This window comes from Blautia sp. LMAG:89, from assembly GCF_008679485.1.
Lineage (GTDB): Bacteria > Bacillota > Clostridia > Lachnospirales > Lachnospiraceae > Blautia_A > Blautia_A fusiformis.
This window is the reverse complement of record NZ_NANC01000009.1, coordinates 105,671-126,516: the sequence shown is the minus strand read 5'-3', so window position 1 is coordinate 126,516 and position 20,846 is coordinate 105,671. Positions and strand designations below refer to the sequence as shown.

Below are 20,846 nucleotides of genomic sequence, written 5' to 3'. Positions count from 1 at the left end.
TGTTTCCTGCGTTTATGGGCATATAGCATAGAGAGGCGTATATCCGCTTTACGGAAGGGAGGAGTTCTATGTTAAAAAGTATCCGGGCAAAGATATTACTGGCGATCCTGACAGTAACCATGTTTACTGCCTGTTCTCTTACGGTGGTATTTTATTTTCGGGCAGCAGGGATGATTGAAGAAAATTATTCAGGTATCCTGTATGGACGGATGCAGCAGACTATAAAAGATCTGGACGAATCCCTGAAAGAGATTTATTATGTGAATACGAGAACTGCCTGGGATACAGATATACGGAATAATGCGAAGGACTACAGCTGTACAGGAAATGAAAACAGCCTGGAAAATATGGCTGGGCTTCTCCGGGAACACAGTCGGGAATATAAAGATATCAACTCCCTTTACTTTGTCTTTCCAGACAAAAAAATGGCTGTGACTTCTGAGGAATTTCCGATAAACAAGCAGGGGATTTCAGGAGAACATATCGAGGAATTGGAAAAAATACAGGAACTGGATTCCTTTCCGGTTCTTGTGGAATCTCCGATCCATGAAGGCAGCAGCTTTCTTTCTGTGATCCAGAAGGTAGAGGATGATAACGGAGAGATTCTGGGGTATGTTGTCGCAGATATCAGGGAACGGGCAATTTATTACGAATATCTGGAAGCTGTCAATGATGAAAAGATCACCAGAATAGTTCTGGTAGACAGAAATGATGAAATCGTGACATCCGGAGACTACAGTGACATTGGAAAAACATTTCCGGAGATTACAGAGCAGAATGTTCCGAAAATGGAAGGCTATGCAGAAAAAAACGGTGTGATCTCTTTTTTCAGCAGAGGTAGCTTTTCAGACTGCGGCTTATATCTGGAGGTACCGAAAAAAGAAGTTTTAAGCGGACTTTCCCGGATGCGGCTCTTTCTGATCGGAATATTTGGTGCAGTTTTTGTGGCAGCTGTGCTGCTGGCACTGTGGCTCTCCAGAGTAGTCTGCGGACCGCTCAGATCCATGACTGGCACGGTTGAGAAGGTTGGTGAGGGAGATCTGAGCCTCCGTACAGAAGTGACTACTGCTGATGAGATCGGAACCCTCGGAAAAGAATTCAACCACATGCTGGATTATATCGAAGCTCTGATCGCCCAGGTGATCGAAGAGGAACAGCAGAAAAAAGATGCAGAGCTGGAAGCACTGCAGTATCAGATCACACCGCATTTTATGTATAATACATTGAACTCCATCAAATTTGCGGCATTTCTGAAAGGGGAAAAAGAGCTGGCAGGGCTTATTGGAGATTTCGTGGAGCTTCTGCAGGCCAGTATCAACAAAAAGGGAAGCTTCCTTTCTGTTGCCGATGAGATCCATATACTGAAAAATTATATCCATCTGCAGGATTTTCGCTATCAGGGAAGCTTTCAGGTGAAATATGAGATCTCTGAGGAAGCATACCGGTGCTATATTCCGAGACTGATCCTTCAGCCGCTTGTGGAGAATGCTCTTCTTCACGGGATCGACATCAAGCGGCAAACAGGAAAAATCTGGATCAGCGGAAACGTAAGTGAAGGAAAGCTGATCCTCATAGTAAAGGATAACGGCAGAGGAATGACAAAAGAGCAGATCCGAGATCTTTTTAACAGTCATGCAAAAAAAACAAACGGACTTTCCGCAGTGGGGATTCCTAATGTAAAAGAACGCCTGGAGCTTTATTACGGGACACAGGGAGGAATGGAATACGTAAGCAGTGGAAACGGTACAGAGGTCACGGTATTTCTGCCTGCGATCTATGATATGCCTGAAGAAGGGAGAAAAAATTAATGTACAGAACACTGGTGGCAGATGATGATTTTCTTGTAAGGAGCTATCTCAAAACCCTGGATTCCTGGGAAAAAGCAGGATATGAGATCGTGGATGATGCAGAAGACGGGGAGGAAGCTTATGGATTCCTTCAGAAAGAAAAAATCGATGTTCTTGTGACGGATCTTACCATGCCTGTGATGGATGGAATTGAGCTGATCAGAAAGATTCGTGAGGAAAACAGGGATATCTATATTATCGTGCTCAGCTGTCATGATGATTTTGAATATGTAAAAGAGGCCATGCGTCTTGGGGCGGATGAATATGTATTAAAGAACAGTCTGGACGAGGATAGTCTTTATGATACTCTGGAAAAATCAGCCCGGCTGATCGAGAAGCGCAGAGAAAAAAGTCAGGAACAGGCACGGACGAGAAAGCTGATTCATCTGGGAAGTCACGCTCTGAAGTATTATTTTTTTAACGGACTGATCTCGGGGATACTGAAAAATCAGGCACGTGAGGAAAAGCGTGTGGAAGCCGGAATCGCCGGGAAATATTTTAACAGTGCTGTGATCTGTATGTTTATGGAGAACTGGGCAGAGAGGGAAAGACAATGGACGCCGCTGGAAGTGGAACAGTATTCCCATCATTTCCGTCACAGACTGCTGGAACGTACGGAGGAGCTTCTTGGGACAGAAAGTGAATTTACGGAAGTGGTCTATCTTGGCGCAGGGATTTTTTGCTGTTTTCTTGATCTTTCCGGAGACTGCAGGACATCGGCTATGCAGCAGAGACTGACTGAGGCAGCAGCGATCTGCTACCGGCACTGTCAGGAGGATCTTTGTGATTTTGGTATCAGTGTCAGCAGTGTCTGCATGGGAGAGGATGGGATCCGCCAGGCTTATCAGCAGGCCAGAGAAATGATGAAGCTGCATTTTTATGAGAAAAAAGAGATCCTTTATTTTGAAGGACGGAAGAAAGCGGACAGTGTTTTACCGGAAAGTGCTGAGAAGCTGGAAGGGCAGATTTCCAGGCTGAAGGCAGGGAAAGACCGAAAGAAAGCGGAGGAGCTTTGGACACAGGTTCTCGCTGACTGTCAGGATCGTTATACCGACGGAAGACTTCTGGTACAGTGGCTTAAGAAATTGAATCAGACAGCCGGAATTGAGAAAGAGCCCATCTGGTATGGAGATATCGAAAGCTTTGAGAAATTCAGGGAAAAGGGCAGTGCCTGTATTTCACAGCTTTTTGTAGGGGAAGAGGATGCTGTTCCGGAGGGGACCTCTGCTGCTGTGAAAAAAGCTCTGGAGTTTATCCGGGAACATTATGAAGCGCCGATCAGCCTTCAGGATGCAGCAGATGCGGCGGAGGTGAATCCTGCTTATCTCAGTTATCTTTTCAAACAGGAGATGAAGATCGGTTTTTCCAATTATGTGCAGGAGCTTCGGATCGACTGTGCAAAGAAGCTTCTTTCAGAGACGAACTGTAAAGTTAAGGATGTGGCGTTGCGTTCCGGGTTTGGAGATTATCATTATTTTTCCAAGATATTTAAGAAGTTTACGGGCTTAAGTCCTGCGGAATACAGAAAAGAATCCGGATTATCATAGAAAGAGGTGCTTAGTATGGGAGTTACTATAAGGCAGATCGCGGAAGCTGCCGGTGTTTCCAGAGGTACTGTTGACAGAGCGTTAAATAACAGGGGCAGGATCCGTCCGGAGGTTGCTGAGAGGATCCGTGCCATCGCTGATGAGATGGGGTATAAGCCGAATCAACTGGGCCGTGCTCTATCCATGAGCAGAAATAATATTAAGATCGGCGTGATCCTGCAGGGTGCGGAAACACCTTTTATGAAAGAAGTTCTGAAGGGAATCCAGGAGGCGTGCGCTGAGGTGGATAATCTTGGTGGTACAGTCCTGGTCCATAAGATCGAGCATCAGAATGCGGAGGATGTTATTCTCGCCATGGAGAAGATGCGGATGGAAGAGGTTCGTGGTATTGCCATGGTTCCTTTGGATGAGGAACGCGTGAAAAGGGAAATTGACCGGTTTGTGGAGGAATTTCGGATCCCGGTGGTGACGTTTACTTCGGATGTGGAGGATACGAAACGGCTTTGCTTTGTAGGGCAGAACGGTGTGCAGTGTGGCCGTGCGGCTGCGGGGCTTATGGGGGAGCTGACCGGTGGAAAAGGAAAGGTTGCTGTGATTTCCGGCTATAGTACCAATACTTCTTTGAGCAGCAGGGTGGTTGGATTCCGTGAGGAAATTGCGCGGAAGTATCCTGGGATTGAGATCATTGGGCCGGAGTATTGCTTTGAGGAGAATGGCAGGGCCAGGGAGATTACGGAAGGGATATTTAAGGATGTTCCGGATCTTGACGGGATATATCTTACTTCTCATGGTGAGGAGGGGGTGTGTGAGGCAATCGCCGGAGCGGGGAAAGCTGGTCGGGTGAAGATGGTTGCCAATGATTTTATGGGGCGGAATTATGAGCTGATGAGGGAAGGGTTTATTCATTTCCTGATCGGGCAGGATGCCAGGATACAGGGGTATGAGCCGGTGATGATTTTGTTCCGACTGCTGTTTAATGGGGAAGCGCCGGAGAGGGCGAAGATTTTTACGGAAATATATATAAGGAATGAGTATACGATTCCGGAGGGGAGACACTGAAGTGGGGTGTCTCCTTTTTTGTGCGGAGGGACGCCGCGGAAGGGGATGCTGTCTGGTCTGCGGCTTCGTCGGGGGCTGGCTTCTAGGACGCCGGAAATCTGCTAAAAGCGTTTTTCAAAAGTCCGAACTCGCGGCCTGCTGCCGCTCAGACAGCGGACTTTTGAAAAACAACGCAGATTCCCGCCGTCCAAGAATCAGCTCCCCTCCTGCAGAAGCAGAGCCAGACAGCATCCCCTTCCGCGGCTGGTGCTTCCAGCGAGAAAAAATGTCGTTTGACGATAGGTTGTGGGTCGTCAGCGCTGCGCTGGACGACTGCAAGGGCTGAGTTTGCGCCTGTTTGCAGGGAGAGTTTGGGCATCGGCGCTGCGCTGGATGTTTGAAGGGATGTGAGCTGTGATGCTGTGCTGGATGCTTGGAGGGTGGTGGGGTGTGGGAGATTTGGGACGATTGTGTGGGAATGTGTTGGAAATGTTTTCGGTGAAGTTAACCTAAAAATATTACATATTGTGGCTAAAAATAGTTCTCGTCATTTTTAATAGAAAAAAGATGGTAATATTGTACAATATTAGGGGTTGCGATTTGTGCGTTGCGATGATATTATATTAAGCATAAAGAGCGTGTTCGGACACGCAAAGAGATTACATTGGGAAAATAAATCAAAAGGAGATCAAAACTATGATTAAAGTTGGTATTATCGGAGCAGGTAGAATTGGTAGAGTTCATATTACCAGTATCACAACAAGGGTGCCGGATGCGGTGATCAAGACGGTTGCAGATCCTTTCTTAAATGATGAGACTGCTGCATGGGCTAAGAGTATGGGTGTTGAGCACACGACTAAGGATTATAAGGAGATCATCAACGATCCTGAGATTTCCGCAGTTCTGATCTGTTCTTCTACAGATACTCATTCTCCGATTTCTGTAGAGGCTATCAAGGCTGGCAAGCATGTTTTCTGTGAGAAACCGATCGATCATGACATTGCCAAGATCAAAGAGGTTATCGATGCTCTTGAGGGCACAAATCTGAAATATCAGGTTGGTTTTAACAGAAGATTCGACCATAACTTTGAGTCTCTTCAGCAGGCTGTTGCAGCTGGTAAGGTTGGTAAACCGGAGATCATCAAGATCACTTCCCGCGATCCTGAGCCGCCTAGCATTGATTATGTTAAGGTTTCCGGTGGCATGTTCCTGGATATGACAATTCATGATTTCGATATGGTTCGTTATCTTGCAGGCTGCGATGCTACAGAGGTTTATGTTCAGAGCGCAAATCTGGTTGATCCGGCTATTGGTGAGGCTGGGGATGTTGATACAGCTGTTATCACTCTTCAGATGGAGAATGGCGCTATTGCTGTTATCGATAACTGCAGAAGAGCTTCCTATGGCTATGATCAGAGAGCCGAGGTTTTCGGTTCTGATGGTATGGCTGCTATTTCCAATGACAGCCAGTCTTCCACAGTGATCAGCAATGCTGAGGGTGTTACAGGCGAGAAGCCGATGTTCTTCTTCCTTGAGAGATACATGGACGCTTATGGTAAAGAGGTTGCAGCATTTATTGATGCGATCGTTAATGACAAAGAGACACCTCTTAATGTTTATGATGGTCTGAAGCCGGTATTAATGGGTCTTGCAGCTAAGAAATCCAGTGAGGAACACAGACCGGTTAAGATTTCTGAGATTATGGAATAATTCAAATAAAAAAGGAGAATTGACCAATGTTTGATAAGAATAAAGTAAAGCTTGGTATTGCACCAATTGCATGGACAAATGATGATATGCCGGATCTTGGCAAAGAGAATACTTTTGAGCAGTGCGTCAGTGAGATGGCTCTTGCCGGTTTCACAGGCTCCGAGGTGGGTAACAAGTATCCGAAGGATCCTGAGGTCCTTAAGAAGGCCCTTGAACTTCGTGGTGTTGAGATCTGTAACCAGTGGTTCTCAAGCTTCCTGATCACCAAACCGTTTGAGGAGGTTGAGAAGGAGTTCCGTGCACAGCTTACTTTCCTGAAAGCTATGGGTGCGAAAGTGATTGGCGCATCTGAGCAGAGTCACAGTGTTCAGGGCCAGATGGATACTCCGGTTTTCGGACATAAATATGAGATGAATGACGAAGAGTGGGATATCTTCTGCACAGGCATGAACAAGCTTGGTAAGATCGCAAAAGAGGAGTATGGTATTGCTCTTACTTTCCATCATCATATGGGTACTGTTGTACAGAGCCTTGCTGAGGTTGACCGTATGATGGAGAATACAGATCCTGAATATGTAAGTCTTCTTTTTGATACCGGTCACTTTACATACTGTGGAGAGGATCCTCTTGAGGTTGTAAAGAAATATGTTCACAGGATTAAACATGTTCATCTGAAGGATATCCGTCCGGAAGTTGTTGAGCAGGTTAAGAAAGAAAACATGAGCTTCCTTGCAGGCGTAAGAGCCGGTGCCTTCACGATTCCGGGAGATGGATGCATCAACTATGATCCGATCTTCAAGGTTCTCGAGGATGCAGGCTACGAGGGATATATGGTTGTTGAGGCTGAGCAGGATCCGGCTAAGGCTAATCCGCTTGAGTATGCGATCCGTGCAAGAAAATTCATTGCTGAGAAGACAGGCTTATAATTACGACAGGGAAATAGGTGCATGCTGATGTACAGTTAAGCGGAATAAAGATGTCCGCTTTGCATAGAAAAAGCGGTATCAGCCAGTAGTGCTTTGACACCGCTTTTTTCTGTAAGAAGATGCAAACAGTGTACGATAAACAGGACGGGAGGGCCGAATCATGGCACTTGTGAAAATGAAAGATCTGCTGAGACGTGCCGAAGAGAAAAATATTGGCTGCGGTGCTTTCAGTGTTGGTAATATGGAAATGGTAAGAGGTGCGATCCGCGCAGCAGAAGAACTGGATACTCCGATCATCCTTCAGATCGCGGAGGTGCGTTTGAAAAATTCTCCGCTTCACCTGATGGGACCGATGATGGTACAGGCTGCAAAGGAGGCTAAGGTGGATGTGGCTGTCCATCTGGATCATGGTCTTACTTTTGAGACGGTTGACAAGGCTCTGGAGCTTGGCTTTACATCGGTTATGCTGGATGCTTCTACGCTTCCTTTTGAAGAAAACATCGCCAGAGTAAAGGCCGTTGTGGAGAAAGCACGTAAATACGGCGCTACAGTTGAGGCTGAGCTGGGACTTGTGGGCGGAAGTGAGGATGGAAGTTGTGACCACGGTATCCGCTGCACAGATCCGGATGATGCGGTCGTTTACGCAAGAGAGACAGGTATTGATGCGCTTGCGGTTGCCATCGGGAATGCCCATGGTAATTATCCGGTAGCGCCGACGCTTGCTTTTGATGTATTGGAGAAGATCCATGAGAAAGTGGATATTCCGCTGGTTCTTCATGGCGGCAGTGGCATCACCGATAAAGATTTCCAGAAGGCGATCTCTCTTGGCATCCGTAAGGTGAATATTGCCACAGCAAGCTTTAACAGCCTGACAGCTCATGTGGAGAAATATATGGAATCAACAGACAAGCATAATTTCTTTGATCTCAATGAGGCTATGGTCCAGGGTACTTACGAGAATGTGAAGAGACATATTCTTGTATTTAATGAGCCATATCAGGAGTAGGTCAAGGATTTTCTTGTAAAAAAAGAAAAGGTCTGATAAGATGTTCTCAGTGAAAATAACTGGGAACATCTTTTTTGTGCCCATAAAAGAGGAGAGATAAAAATGGAACAGAAAGAGACTGTCTGTTCAGTTGCGAAGAAATGCGGCGGTTGTCGTTATCAGGGTGTATCCTACCAGGAGCAGCTTCGCAGGAAACAGAGAATTACAGAAGGCCTTCTGAAAAAATTCGGAAAAGTAGAGCCGATCATTGGAATGGAAGATCCCTATTATTACAGAAACAAAGTTCATGCAGCTTTTGGCCGTGACCGGAAGGGAAACGTAATTTCTGGGATTTATGAGGAGAAGAGTCATAGGATCGTTTCCGTAGATGACTGTATGATCGAAGATAAAAAAAGTCAGGAAATCATCCGTACCATACGTGGTATGCTGAAATCCTTTAAGATCAAGACCTATGATGAGGATACAGGATATGGACTTCTCCGCCATGTGCTTGTGCGGAGAGGCTTTTCCACAGGAGAGATCATGGTGGTATTAGTTACGGTTTCTCCAATATTTCCATCTAAGAATAACTTTGTAAAAGCTCTCCGTAAAAAGCATCCGGAGATCACTACGGTGGTTCTCAATGTCAATGACAGACAGACAAGCATGGTACTTGGAGACCGCAATATCGTACTTTACGGACCGGGATTCATCAAAGATCGACTTATGGGACTGACCTTCCGTATTTCTCCATCTTCTTTTTATCAGGTAAATCCTGTGCAGACAGAAGTACTTTACGGAAAGGCTATGGAGTTTGCGGCAATGACAGGAAAAGAGAGGGTGATCGATGCTTACTGCGGCACAGGTACTATCGGGATCATCGCTTCCGGGAATGCCAGGGATGTCATTGGTGTAGAACTGAACCGTGATGCTATCCGTGATGCCAGAATGAATGCCAGGGAAAACAAGATCCGTAATGTTCGTTTTGTTCCGGGAGATGCAGGATGGTTTATGGAAGGAATGGCAGCAGAGGGAGAGAAGGTGGAGGTTGTTCTCATGGATCCGCCACGTTCCGGAAGTGACCGTAAATTCCTTCACTCCCTTTTGACTCTTTCACCGGAAAAAATTGTTTATGTATCCTGCAACCCGGAAACCTTGGCAAGAGATCTTGCCTGCCTTACTAAGAGAGATTACCTGGTAAAGAAGATGCAGCCGGTTGATATGTTCCCGCTCACCGATTCAGTGGAGGTTGTTTGCCTTCTGGAGAATCGTAGGACCAGACCGGGAAGAGCTTAGATTTTTGGCAGCTCACAGTGATATGCGATGCCAAGGGGCGTAACAAGAAGCGGATGGACCGGACGGTATACCGGAAGCTTCAGCCTCTTTTCAAAAACGGTAGTAAATTCCTTAAACATGGAAGAACCGCCAACTACATAAACAGCCGGAACCTGATAGCCCTTTAGAAATTTCTCGGTGATCACAGCCATTTTTTCTACAGTGGCCTTGATCACAGGGAAAATTTCGTCTTCTTTTTCCGGAGTAGTTTTCAATACTTCGGCTTCCTCATAAGGAATCTTATAGTGACCGGCGACTGTCATGGTCATATGGCTGCCGCCAGTAGCCTCATCATCGGTGTAGATAACTTTTCCGTCTTTCAGGATGCTGATACCGGTTGTGCCGCCACCCACATCCACAACAGCACCGTCTGTGATCTTAAGGACAGCAGCTGCGGCAGTAGGCTCGTCCACGATATTTGTAACCTCGAAACCGGCACCCTCCAGAACATAGCCGATGCTTTTGACACTGCCTTCAGAAACTCCCGGAGGGATGGCAGCAGCACCGTAAGTAAGTTCTGTGCCAAGCCTTTCCTCCAGCTCATTTTTAAGCTTTGTCACAAGCTGGACAGATTCATAGTAATTGACGATCACTCCATCCTGGATCGCATGGGATGGTGCGGAAATTCCGGCTATGGGACGGTTATTCCGGTCGACAACGGCAAGAACGGTATTGGCAGTACCAAGGTCGATGCCTGTCTTCAGACGACCGCGGAATTTTTTACATTCACCTGTTTCTACAAGTTCTGCAAAATTGGACAAAGTTCTGTTTTTTAATTCCATTCAAAATACTCCATTTCTTTCAGACAGGGACAAAAAGAATTTTGCCCCTGATATAAATTCTAATAATTGCGGCCGGTAAAGATGGCAACGGATCTGGGCCGCATGCAGAAATCGTGTTCAATGCGTGGCTCCTGGCCTTTTTCGTAGAAATAACGGCCATTTCCGTCACCGAACGTGTTGACACAGAGATACCATGCACCGGGACGGGCAAGCTCCGGAAGTGTGACCGTTACGTCCTCCCAGTATGCGTTGATCACAATGTAGATCAGGTCATCAGTGCCTTTGCTCTTATCATAGCCTGCAAAGCTTACAGCGAAGGTGTGGGCATCTCTTGGAATGGTCACATCCCTTGCGTCAATGTTATGAGTGTGGATATTTTCCATACCGCATACTGCGTTGGGAAGCTTCCGGGAGATAACAGGGTGGTCTTTACGGAACCGGATCATAAATTTGAAAAATTCAAAAAGATCGTGATTTTTCTCCAGAAGCTTCCAGTTGATCCATGAGATTTCGTTATCCTGGCAGTAGGTGTTGTTGTTTCCGTGTTTGGTGTTTCCGAATTCGTCACCTGCAAGGAACATCGGGGTTCCGCGGCTGGACATCAGTACCGCGCAGGCGTTTCGGATCATGCGGAAGCGGAGGGAAAGGACTTCCGGATTGGTGGAATCACCCTCTTCTCCACAGTTCCAGCTGCGGTTGTCGTTGGAACCATCTGTGTTGTTCCAGCCGTTTGCCTCGTTGTGTTTCTCGTTGTAGGAATAGAGATCGTACATGGTGAATCCGTCGTGACAGGTGAGGAAATTGACGCAGGAATTGTATCCTGCATAGTTGTCATTGTGATCGGAATAAAAACCGCCATACAGGTCACCGGAACCGGAAATGCTCCATGCAGCATCCCAGGCGTTCCAGAAATCTCCCTTCAGGAAAGAACGGAGGCAGTCACGGTAACGGCCGTTCCACTCAGCCCATCTGCGGCTGGCAGGGAAAGAACCAACCTGATACAGTCCGCCGGCATCCCAGGCCTCTGCGATCAGCTTGACATTTCGAAGAACCGGATCGTAAGCAAGAAGTTCCAGAAGTGGCGGGTTGTTAAGAGGGGAACCGTCCTCATGACGTCCCAGGATACTTGCAAGGTCGAAACGGAAACCATCCACGCGGTAGTTGATGGTCCAGTAACGTAAACACTCCAGGATCATCTGACGCACGATCGGATGATTACAGTTCAGAGTGTTTCCACATCCGCTGAAATTGTAGTAATTTCCTTCCGGAGTCAGCATATAATAAACTTTATTGTCAAATCCTTTAAAGCAGAAAGTTTTTCCAAGTTCATTTCCTTCGGCAGTGTGGTTGAATACGACATCAAGAATTACTTCGATTCCATTTTCGTGGAGCTCACGGATCAGTTCTTTCAGTTCGGTTCCCTCACAGTTATGTTCTGCCTTGGAAGCATAGCTGGTGTTTGGGGAAAAGAAGTTAACGGAATTGTATCCCCAGTATTCCAGAAGACGCTTGCCGTTTACGGTACGGGCATTCATGTTCTCGTCGAACTCGAAGATAGGCATCAGCTCCACCGCATTGATTCCCAGTTCTTTGAGGTAAGGAATCTTTTCACGAAGACCGGCAAAAGTTCCCGGGTGTGTGACACCGGAAGAAGCGTCCTGTGTAAATCCGCGGACATGAAGTTCGTAGATGATCAGGTCACTGATCTTACGGGTGGACTGAGGCATGTCTTCCCAGTCGAAAGAATCGCGTACCACACGGGCGTGATAGCTTCCAATCTTCTGCTGTCCCCATTCGCGCTGACCGGCAACGGCTTTGGCATAAGGATCAAGAAGAATTTTTGTCTTATCGAAGATATGGCCTTTTTCCGGTTCATAAGGACCGTCGATGCGGTAGCCGTATTCCAGGTCTTCGATGTCCAGTCCCATGACGATCATGGAATAGACATCACCGATACGACAGGCATTGGGAAAAGGAAGAACTGCGAAAGGCTCCTCTTCTCCGGAGTGGAAAAGAAGAAGCTCGCAGGATGTACCGTGACGGGTATGTGTGGTAAAGTTGACTCCGTTGGAAAGGGGAGTAGCGCCATTTAATTCAAAAAAACCGGGACGTACAGGAAATCCCGCGATAATATCTGTGGGCCGGGATGTCAGTGTATTCTCAGAAAGCATAGTCTGATTCTGTGTTTTCATTTCCGGTATCCTCCTTGGTAGAATTTTTTACAAACAAAAAATATTATAACTGATTTTCAGAAAAAAGTACAGGCTGGTAACCTATGAAGTTCACGGGAGTTGACAGAGATTGCAGAAATGTGATAAAAACCTGTACAGAGATGAGGTGAAAAAGTGGAAGAAAAAAGAAGAGAAGAATGGGTGGCCATTTTAAGACAAAGCCGGCTCTGCAGAAACCTGGAAGAAAAAGAACTCCTAAACCTCATGGAGCAGGAAGGAACGGTACGGACTTATTCCAGAGGGGAGCGGATCTTTCAGGAAACAGACCAGCCGGATTCGGTTTACATGCTTCTTAACGGAAGCGTGATCATCGCAAAAGAGACATTTTCCGGAAAAAGGATCCTTCTGGCGCAGCTGGAAAATCCAGGGGCTCTGTTCGGGGAGGTTTATGCCTTTATGGAGAAAGCTTCCTATGATATGTATGTGGAAGCGCTGACGCAGGTTTCCGTTCTGATCATGAGCAGCCGGATCTTTACAGACAGGGAAGAAAATAGTTTAAGCCGGAAACTTCGGGAAAATCTTCTTGAGGTTTTTGCCGGGAAGGCTTACAATATGAACCGGAAGCTTCGGATCCTTGGAAGCGGCAGTCTCCGGGAGCGGATCGTTCGTTTCCTTGTGGAATGCCAGGACAGTGAAGGGAAGATCCATATGAACCTGTCCAGAGAAGAGATGGCGGATTATTTAAACATTACCAGGCCGTCTCTTTCCAGAGAACTGGGAAAGATGCAGGAAGAAGGAATCCTGGAACTTGACAGGCGTCAGATCCTTGTGAAAGATCAGGAAAAAATGGAGTTATATCTGTAAGGTAACATATGTTACCGAAGAATCTCCGGGATTTTTGTATGATGTCAGTGAAAACAAAAACATTTGCAGAAATATAAAAATCAGGGAGAGATGATATCATGATAAGAAAGATCGTACACATTGAGGAAGAGAAATGCAACGGCTGTGGTGCCTGCACAGCTGCCTGCCACGAAGGAGCTATTGTCATGGCTAGTGGCAAGGCGAAACTGATCCGGGATGATTACTGTGACGGACTGGGAGACTGTCTTCCGGCCTGCCCTGCCGATGCGATCCGCATTATAGAGCGGGAAGCCGCAGATTATGACGCGGAGGCAGTGGAAAAAAGAATGAAGCTTAAGAAAACAGAGGCCTCGATGCCAGCAGGGAAGCCGCACGTGTGCCCCGGAAGTATGGCAAGAAGCCTTAATAAAAAGCAGGAACCGCCGGTGCAGGCAGAGCAGAAAGAAGTTCCCCAAAATGCAGGGGAACAGACAAGCCGTCTTGCCCAGTGGCCCGTACAGATCAAACTGGTTCCTGTCAATGCACCATATTTTGAAAATGCACAGCTTCTGATCGCGGCAGACTGTACTGCCTACGCTTATGCAGGTTTTCATGAGAAATTCATGAAAGATCATGTGACGCTGATCGGATGCCCCAAACTGGATGAGGGAGATTATGCAGATAAGCTTGCAGAGATCATAGGAAATAATTCCATCCGGAGTATCCGTATCGTCCGCATGGAAGTTCCCTGCTGCGGAGGCATCGAGAATGCAGTGATCCGTGCCATGGAGCGAAGCGGAAAGATGATCCCATGGCAGGTAGTGACCATTGCCTGTGACGGCACGATCAGGGAGGAGCTGTAAGGAAAGGAATAAAAACAGCATGAGTGAGGAAACACTGGAGATTTCTTTTGATGAAATAGAGAAGAAACGGGAAAAATATCTTCTGGTAGATACCCGTGATAAAGTAACTGTGGAATATGGAATGATCCCGGGAGCGATTTCTGTTCCGGAACAGGAACTGGAAGAACGGGCAGAAGAACTGAAAGGGGATAAAATCCCGGTTCTTTACTGTACCAGAGGACTTTTCAGCCAGGAAGGGGCAGGGATGCTCCGGGAAAAGGGAATTCCCGCACGGAGTCTGAAAGGCGGATATACAGGATGGCTTTTTCAGCAGATGCAGAAAGAGTCCAAGAAAGGGGACAGTGAAGAAACGGAAAATGAGGCAATGGAACAGCGCCGGAAAGATATCGAGCTGAGCATCCGCAAGAAATTCCACAAGCAGCTGTTTTCCAGATTCGCCAGAGGGATCAATGACTATGAACTGGTGAAACCGGGAGATAAGATCGCGGTCTGTATTTCCGGCGGTAAGGATTCCATGTTGATGGCCAAACTGTTCCAGGAACTGAAACGTCATAACAAGTTTCCTTTTGAACTGGTATTTCTTGTGATGGATCCGGGATATAATGAGGCCAACCGTGCGGTGATCGAACACAACGCCAAACTTCTCGGAATTCCGATCACAGTGTTTGAGACGGAGATCTTTGATGCAGTTTATAATGTAGAGAAATCTCCGTGTTATCTCTGTGCCCGTATGCGGAGAGGATATCTCTACAGTAAGGCAAAGGAACTTGGATGCAACAAGATCGCCCTTGGTCATCACTATGACGATGTGATCGAGACTATCCTGATGGGAATGCTTTATGGAGCACAGGTACAGACCATGATGCCGAAACTCCACAGCACAAACTTCGAAGGGATGCAGCTGATCCGCCCGATGTATCTGATCCGGGAGGCAGATATCAAGCACTGGAGAGATTATAATGATCTGCATTTTATCCAGTGTGCCTGCAAGTTTACCGATACCTGTACTACCTGTCGTACAGACGGCACCAGTGTTTCCAAGCGAATGGAGATCAAAAATCTCATTGCAGAGCTTAAGAAGGTAAATCCTCATATTGAAAGTAATATTTTCCGAAGTGTGGAAAATGTGAATCTTCATACAGTCATTGCCTATAAGAAAGACGGCGTGAAACATTCTTTTCTGGAAGGATATGACGACTGATATACAAAAACAAAAGCTGCTCAGGCATTAGCCCGGGCAGCTTTTACTTTTTCCCGTTGTTTGGTAAGATCATAATATTCATCAGAGATGATCCCGCGACTGGAAAGTGCTTCGTAGGTTTTCTGCTGTGCGGGGGTCATCTTCATTCCGATCGTGGAATTGACATCGGTCAGTACGCAGCTTGTTTTTTCTACCAGCCAGAAAAGTGCGGAATCATCATCGGGGATCATTTTCCAGATTTCGTTTTCTGTATATGGAAGAAGGGACATGAGAGTTTTTAAGTGTCCATCCTGGATCAGACGGTAATCCCCGTCCGGCATGATGATGCCATCGCCATAGAGTTCTTTTTTCTGTTCCATTTTCTGCAGAAGTTTTTCTGTGAGTTTCATGATCGGCTCCTTGATCTTTATTATTCAACAGTTTTCAGGCACTGCTTTTTTATGAAGTTAAAAAAATAACAATCAGCGTCTATTGTATGAAGCGGTGACAAAAATGTCAAGAGGTTAAAAAGATTTTCGATGCTTATGAATGAATTTGGTTGTGCAATGTGTTTGTTTTTGTGAGGATTAAAGGTTAAAATTATGTAAAAATTATCGTAAAATAAGATCTTCCGTGGTATAATATGAATATTCAAAAAATTCAAGGAAGGACGATGCAGATGTTAAAAAACTGGAACCCGGAACAGATTCCGGAAAAAGAGGATATCAAAGTGCGTTTAAGCGCTGCAAGAACCAGATTATATGAATTGCAGATGGCTCTGAAAGAGCATAAGATTCCGGTGATCGTGCTGTTTGAAGGTTGGGGAGCTTCCGGAAAAGGAAGTACCATAAGTAAGGTGATCAAGAATATCGATCCTCGTTTCTTCAAAGTTGCGACTATGTCAGCACCTACAGAGGAAGAACTTCGGAAACCATTTCTTTACCGATATTTCAGGGAAATCCCGGAAGCGGGCAAGTTTACATTCCTGGATTCAGGATGGATGGATCAGACCTGTCGTGAACGTATGGATAAAAAGCTGAAGGGTGACAATTATTCAAAACGGATTGACAGTATCCGGAGATTTGAACGTCAGCTGACGGATAATGGATATGTACTCTTGAAATTTTTTATGCAGATTGACCGGAAAGACCAGGAGAAACGTATGGGCATCCTTCTGGAAAGCAAAGATACCAGATGGAGAGTCAATGAATATGATCTCTGGCAGAATGATCATTATAAGAAGTGCAGAAAGATTTTCGACCAGTATATGCAGGATACCAATACATCTGCGGCTCCATGGTATATTGTCGATGCCGGTGACCGGAAGTGGGCAGAACTGCAGGTACTGGAAACCATGATCAGCAATATAGAGGTTGCCATGGAAAACAGCAAACATGCCGTGCCGATCCTACAGAATGTTTTTCCTCTGGTGGAGATGCCCAGATTAAGCGAGATTCCTCTGGAGGGAAAAGAAGTGGGGGATGAAGCGTACAAGGCAGAGCTTAAGGAACTGCAGGCAAAACTTGGAAGCCTGCATAACCGTCTTTACCGAAAAAGAGTGCCTGTGATCATCACCTATGAAGGCTGGGATGCTGCCGGAAAGGGAGGAAATATCAAGAGGATCACGGAGGCTCTTGATCCCCGTGGATTTGAGGTACATCCTATCGCAAGTCCGGAGCCTCATGAAAAAGCCCGTCATTATCTGTGGCGTTTCTGGACAAGGCTTCCCAAGGATGGTCACATTGCCATCTTTGACCGGACGTGGTACGGAAGAGTGATGGTAGAACGTCTGGAGGGCTTCTGCAGCGAGAATGACTGGAGACGTGCCTACAATGAGATCAATGAATTTGAGAAGGAGCTTTCTGACTGGGGCGCTGTGATCGTGAAATTCTGGGTCCACATTGATAAGGACACCCAGCTTGCCAGATTCAACGACCGCCAGAGCAATCCGGAAAAACAGTGGAAGATCACGGATGAGGACTGGAGAAACCGTGAAAAATGGGATCAGTATGAAACAGCAGTAGATGAGATGCTTCAGAAAACCAGTACTGCTTATGCACCATGGCACATTCTGGAATCCGTAGATAAGAAATATGCAAGGCTGAAGGCGCTTCGGATCGTGATCGAAGAAATTGAGAAAGCGCTGAAATAAGAGATAAAAGCTGCGGCAGGATAACAGATATTCTGCTGCAGCTTTTTGTCTGAAGAGAGATGAATCAATTCCGGAGATAGTTTCGCATACTGCGAAGAGCATGTTTTTCCAGTCGGCTGACCTGAGCCTGGGAGATACCAATCTCATCAGCTACCTCCATTTGGGTTTTTCCCTCGTAGAAGCGGAGATCGATAATGTGACGTTCACGCTCTCCAAGCCGGTTCATGGCATCTCGAAGAGAAATATCCTCCACCCAGTTTTCTTCCAGGTTCTTTTTATCACTGATCTGATCCATAACATATAGGGTATCTCCGCCTTCGGAATACACGGGCTCAAAAAGGCTTACCGGGCTCTGGATCGCATCCATGGCATAGACGATCATTTCCTTGTCAATGCCGATCTCATCAGCAATCTCCGCAATGGTAGGCTCTTTGAGATGCTGCCGCATGTAATTTTCCCTGGTGTAGATGGTTTTGTAGGCGATATCCCGCAGAGAGCGGCTGACTCGTATGCTGTTGTTGTCACGGAGATATCTTCGGATCTCTCCTATGATCATCGGAACTGCATAGGTAGAAAACTTTACCTGAAGGGTGGTATCAAAATTATCGATTGCTTTGATCAGGCCGATACAGCCGATCTGAAAAAGGTCATCTGGATTTTCACTGCTGTTCTGAAAACGGCGGATCACGCTTAAAACAAGCCGCAGATTGCCTTTGATGTACAATTCTCTGGCTTCTTCATCGCCAGCTTTGATTCTTTTGAAGAGTTCCTCCTTTTCTTCCTGGTTGAGAACAGGAAGGGTTGAGGTATTTACTCCGCAGATTTCAACTTTATTCAGTGCCATCTTAGAATCCTCCTTGTCTTGTCAGTACATTAAGATGATTCTCAGAGGGCGGTTGAAATATACTTTTTCGGGAAAAATATAAAAAATAAAGGGCCTTGACAAATGTAGTCGGTTCAGTCTCCTCCCAGCCGTTTTTCATCACGGAAATCAACAAGGATGATATCTTCGCCGATCTGGCGGATGCAGTCCCATGGAATGGAATATTCATTTTCTTTGGAAAAACACCAGCAAAATTTCCCCGGTTCTGGCATGATCAGGGCTTTCAGGCGTGCGGTTTCACAGCAGAATTCCACATCAAGAGGGTAGCCAAGACTACGGCAGGTATGGATATTGATCACTTCTTTTTGTTTCAGCTCACAGATGCGCATAAATTCATCACCTGGTATGATTTTATGGAAAATCTGTAAAATTTATGCAAGTCCGATTATTGACACATTATGTGCATTTATTTTATAATAAAAACGAATTTAGTAATGATTTACTGATCCGGAAAGGGGGAGAGTTCTGTGAGATGTCCGTTCTGTAACCAGGATAATACAAGAGTTGTAGATTCCAGACCTGTAGAGGATACCAATTCCATCCGCCGCCGCCGTCTCTGTGATGCCTGCGGAAAGCGTTTTACAACTTATGAGAAGGTGGAAACGATTCCACTGACTGTGATCAAGAAGGACCAGAACCGGGAAAGCTATAAACGTTCCAAAATCCAGGATGGTGTTCTTCGTGCCTGTTATAAGCGCCCTATTCCCATTGAGAGAGTGGAAGAGATGATCGATTCCATAGAAGGAGATATTTTCCGGTCAGAAGACCGTGAGATCAGCAGTACCAAGATCGGAGAGATCGTTATGGAACATCTGAAGGATCTGGATGCGGTAGCGTATGTACGCTTTGCGTCTGTATACAGAGAGTTTAAAGATGTCAGTACCTTTATGGATGAGCTGAAGAAACTGATCAATTAAGAGATTAAATGAACAGACCGCAAGTACAGGAAATTCCAGGCCGATTGTCAAAAGACAGTCGGCCTTTTTTGAAACACGAATGTTCGATTTTTCAAAGATCGTAAAAGTGGATATAAAAAACAGGAACCGCCTGGGAAAAATCCTCTGCGGTCCCTGCTATAAATATACATTAATGATTCAGGAAACTTAATTAAACAATACCCTGAGCTTTCATAGCGTCAACAACTTTTTCGAAGCCGGCGATGTTTGCACCTACAACATAGTTGTCTTCCATACCGTAACGTTTAGCAGCGTCATCAGCTTTGTGGAAGATATCGATCATGATGTTGTGGAGTTTCTCATCAACCTCTTCTCTTGTCCAGGAAAGTCTCATGGAGTTCTGGCTCATCTCAAGTGCAGATGTGGCAACACCGCCAGCGTTTGCAGCTTTACCAGGCATGAAGAGAACACCGTTCTCCTGAAGGTATGTTGTTGCATCAAGAGTAGTAGGCATGTTTGCACCTTCAACGACGTATTTGCAGCCATTTGCAACCAGTGTTTTAGCTCCGTCAAGACCAAGCTCGTTCTGAGTAGCGCATGGAAGGTAGATATCACATTTGATATTCCAGATGCCAAGTCCCTCAGTGTAGGTAGCACCCTCAACACGGTCTGCATATTCTTTGATACGTCCACGTTTTACTTCTTTGATATCCTTTACGACGTCAAGGTTGATTCCGTTCGGATCGTAGACATATCCGTTGGAGTCGTTCATTGCAACAACCTTGGCACCAAGCTGAGTAGCTTTCTCAACAGCGTAAATAGCTACATTACCGGAACCTGTTACAACGATTGTTTTTCCTTCTACGGAATCATTGTGAGCTTTGGCGATCTCGTTGAGCATGTATACAACACCGTAACCGGTAGCCTCTGTACGGATCAGGGAACCTCCGAAGGAAAGACCCTTTCCTGTAAGGACACCCTCATAAAGGCCACGGATTCTCTTATACTGTCCGAAGAGATAACCGATCTCACGTCCGCCGACACCGATGTCACCAGCCGGAACATCTGTATCTGCGCCGATATATTTGCAAAGCTCTGTCATAAAGCTCTGGCAGAATGCCATAACCTCTCTGTCAGATTTACCCTTAGGATCGAAGTTGGAGCCACCTTTTCCACCGCCGATCGGAAGGCCTGTAAGAGAGTTTTTAAAGGTCTGCTCAAAACCAAGGAATTTCAGGATACCCTGATTTACAGAAGGATGGAATCTTAAGCCGCCTTTGTATGGTCCGATGGCGCTGTTGAACTGAACACGATATCCTTTGTTAACCTGTACAGTTCCGTTATCATCGATCCACGGTACTTTGAAGGAGATGATCCTCTCTGGCTCTACAAGACGCTCAAGGATGGAAAGTTTACGATACTCTTCCTCATTTTTGTCAATTACGACTTTAAGGGAATCGAGAACTTCCTTAACTGCCTGATGGAATTCTGGCTCGCCAGGATTCTGTGCTACAACTCTTTCATAAACTTCTTCTGTGTAAGACATTGTTGTTTCCTCCTCATCACATATTAAATTGCGTTGAAAACTAAATTCGAGTGCTATTATACATTAACATGCTAAAAAAGGGAAGTGCTAAATTTAATTTTTTTAAATTTTTATTTCTTGCGTTGAAAGCCTAAATGTGAGA

Annotated in this window: 18 protein-coding genes; 12 read left to right on the top strand and 6 right to left on the bottom strand. The window is 45.9% G+C overall.

Annotated elements, in window-relative coordinates:
* Positions 1-68: 68 nt before the first annotated feature.
* The 7 genes from CCC70_RS12220 to rlmD all read left to right on the top strand — a co-directional run bounded on the left by CCC70_RS12220 (position 69) and on the right by rlmD (position 9,349).
* Positions 69-1,808, top strand: coding sequence for a cache domain-containing sensor histidine kinase (locus CCC70_RS12220; RefSeq protein WP_287084945.1), 1,740 nt, complete (start codon positions 69-71; stop codon positions 1,806-1,808).
* Positions 1,808-3,394, top strand: coding sequence for a response regulator transcription factor (locus CCC70_RS12215; RefSeq protein WP_287084944.1), 1,587 nt, complete (start codon positions 1,808-1,810; stop codon positions 3,392-3,394). Before CCC70_RS12220 ends, CCC70_RS12215 begins: the two co-directional genes overlap by 1 nt.
* Before the next feature lie 15 nt (positions 3,395-3,409).
* The gene (locus CCC70_RS12210; RefSeq protein ID WP_173753273.1) at positions 3,410-4,453 is read left to right on the top strand and encodes a LacI family DNA-binding transcriptional regulator; all 1,044 of its coding nucleotides are present in this window, start codon (positions 3,410-3,412) and stop codon (positions 4,451-4,453) included.
* 675 nt (positions 4,454-5,128) lie between these two features.
* Positions 5,129-6,142: an inositol 2-dehydrogenase gene (iolG, locus tag CCC70_RS12205; RefSeq protein ID WP_015524414.1), complete on the top strand. Its 1,014-nt coding sequence runs from the start codon at positions 5,129-5,131 to the stop codon at positions 6,140-6,142.
* 26 nt (positions 6,143-6,168) lie between these two features.
* Positions 6,169-7,068 (top strand): myo-inosose-2 dehydratase, encoded by a 900-nt coding sequence (gene iolE / locus CCC70_RS12200; protein WP_021650721.1) that lies wholly within the window; start codon positions 6,169-6,171, stop codon positions 7,066-7,068.
* Between the two features lie 160 nt (positions 7,069-7,228).
* Entirely contained in the window at positions 7,229-8,074 is an 846-nt protein-coding gene (locus tag CCC70_RS12195; RefSeq protein ID WP_278603325.1) for a class II fructose-bisphosphate aldolase, read from the top strand.
* A gap of 102 nt (positions 8,075-8,176) precedes the next feature.
* Positions 8,177-9,349 carry a 23S rRNA (uracil(1939)-C(5))-methyltransferase RlmD gene (gene rlmD / locus CCC70_RS12190; protein WP_278603326.1) on the top strand — a complete coding sequence of 391 codons (1,173 nt, stop codon included), beginning with the start codon at positions 8,177-8,179 and terminating at the stop codon, positions 9,347-9,349.
* On the opposite strand, the gene eutJ is transcribed toward rlmD, so the two are convergent.
* On the bottom strand, positions 9,346-10,170 hold the full coding sequence (gene eutJ / locus CCC70_RS12185; protein ID WP_015524418.1) for an ethanolamine utilization protein EutJ: 825 nt from the start codon (positions 10,168-10,170) through the stop codon (positions 9,346-9,348). The genes rlmD and eutJ overlap by 4 nt on opposite strands.
* 59 nt (positions 10,171-10,229) lie before the next feature.
* The gene (locus CCC70_RS12180; RefSeq protein ID WP_287084943.1) at positions 10,230-12,362 is read right to left on the bottom strand and encodes a glycogen debranching protein; all 2,133 of its coding nucleotides are present in this window, start codon (positions 12,360-12,362) and stop codon (positions 10,230-10,232) included.
* A 153-nt stretch (positions 12,363-12,515) separates the two neighbouring features.
* On the opposite strand from CCC70_RS12180, the gene CCC70_RS12175 reads away from it, so the two are divergent.
* From CCC70_RS12175 to CCC70_RS12165, 3 genes are all read left to right on the top strand, one after another.
* Positions 12,516-13,205 (top strand): Crp/Fnr family transcriptional regulator, encoded by a 690-nt coding sequence (locus CCC70_RS12175; protein ID WP_287084942.1) that lies wholly within the window; start codon positions 12,516-12,518, stop codon positions 13,203-13,205.
* A gap of 98 nt (positions 13,206-13,303) precedes the next feature.
* Positions 13,304-14,047, top strand: a complete 744-nt coding sequence (locus CCC70_RS12170) for an ATP-binding protein (RefSeq protein ID WP_287084941.1) — start codon at positions 13,304-13,306, stop codon at positions 14,045-14,047.
* A gap of 19 nt (positions 14,048-14,066) precedes the next feature.
* A complete protein-coding gene (locus tag CCC70_RS12165; protein ID WP_278603330.1) occupies positions 14,067-15,248 on the top strand; it encodes an ATP-binding protein in 1,182 nt (393 codons plus the stop codon).
* Positions 15,249-15,268: 20 nt separating this feature from the next.
* On the opposite strand, the gene CCC70_RS12160 is transcribed toward CCC70_RS12165, so the two are convergent.
* Positions 15,269-15,637: a hypothetical protein gene (locus CCC70_RS12160; RefSeq protein ID WP_015524421.1), complete on the bottom strand. Its 369-nt coding sequence runs from the start codon at positions 15,635-15,637 to the stop codon at positions 15,269-15,271.
* Positions 15,638-15,906: 269 nt separating this feature from the next.
* On the opposite strand from CCC70_RS12160, the gene pap reads away from it, so the two are divergent.
* Positions 15,907-17,379, top strand: coding sequence for a polyphosphate:AMP phosphotransferase (gene pap, locus CCC70_RS12155; protein ID WP_287085009.1), 1,473 nt, complete (start codon positions 15,907-15,909; stop codon positions 17,377-17,379).
* Between the two features lie 64 nt (positions 17,380-17,443).
* Here the strand turns inward: pap and sigG are convergent, their stop codons facing one another.
* Both sigG and CCC70_RS12145 read right to left on the bottom strand, forming a co-directional pair.
* Complete coding sequence (gene sigG, locus CCC70_RS12150) at positions 17,444-18,223, bottom strand: RNA polymerase sporulation sigma factor SigG (RefSeq protein ID WP_287084940.1); 780 nt, start codon at positions 18,221-18,223, stop codon at positions 17,444-17,446.
* A gap of 113 nt (positions 18,224-18,336) precedes the next feature.
* A complete protein-coding gene (locus CCC70_RS12145) occupies positions 18,337-18,591 on the bottom strand; it encodes a YlmC/YmxH family sporulation protein (RefSeq protein WP_287084939.1) in 255 nt (84 codons plus the stop codon).
* 138 nt (positions 18,592-18,729) lie between these two features.
* Between CCC70_RS12145 and nrdR the strand changes: the two genes are divergently transcribed.
* Complete coding sequence (gene nrdR, locus CCC70_RS12140) at positions 18,730-19,179, top strand: transcriptional regulator NrdR (RefSeq protein ID WP_021976805.1); 450 nt, start codon at positions 18,730-18,732, stop codon at positions 19,177-19,179.
* Positions 19,180-19,369: 190 nt separating this feature from the next.
* On the opposite strand, the gene gdhA is transcribed toward nrdR, so the two are convergent.
* Entirely contained in the window at positions 19,370-20,704 is a 1,335-nt protein-coding gene (gene gdhA / locus CCC70_RS12135; protein ID WP_015524425.1) for an NADP-specific glutamate dehydrogenase, read from the bottom strand.
* Positions 20,705-20,846: the final 142 nt, after the last annotated feature.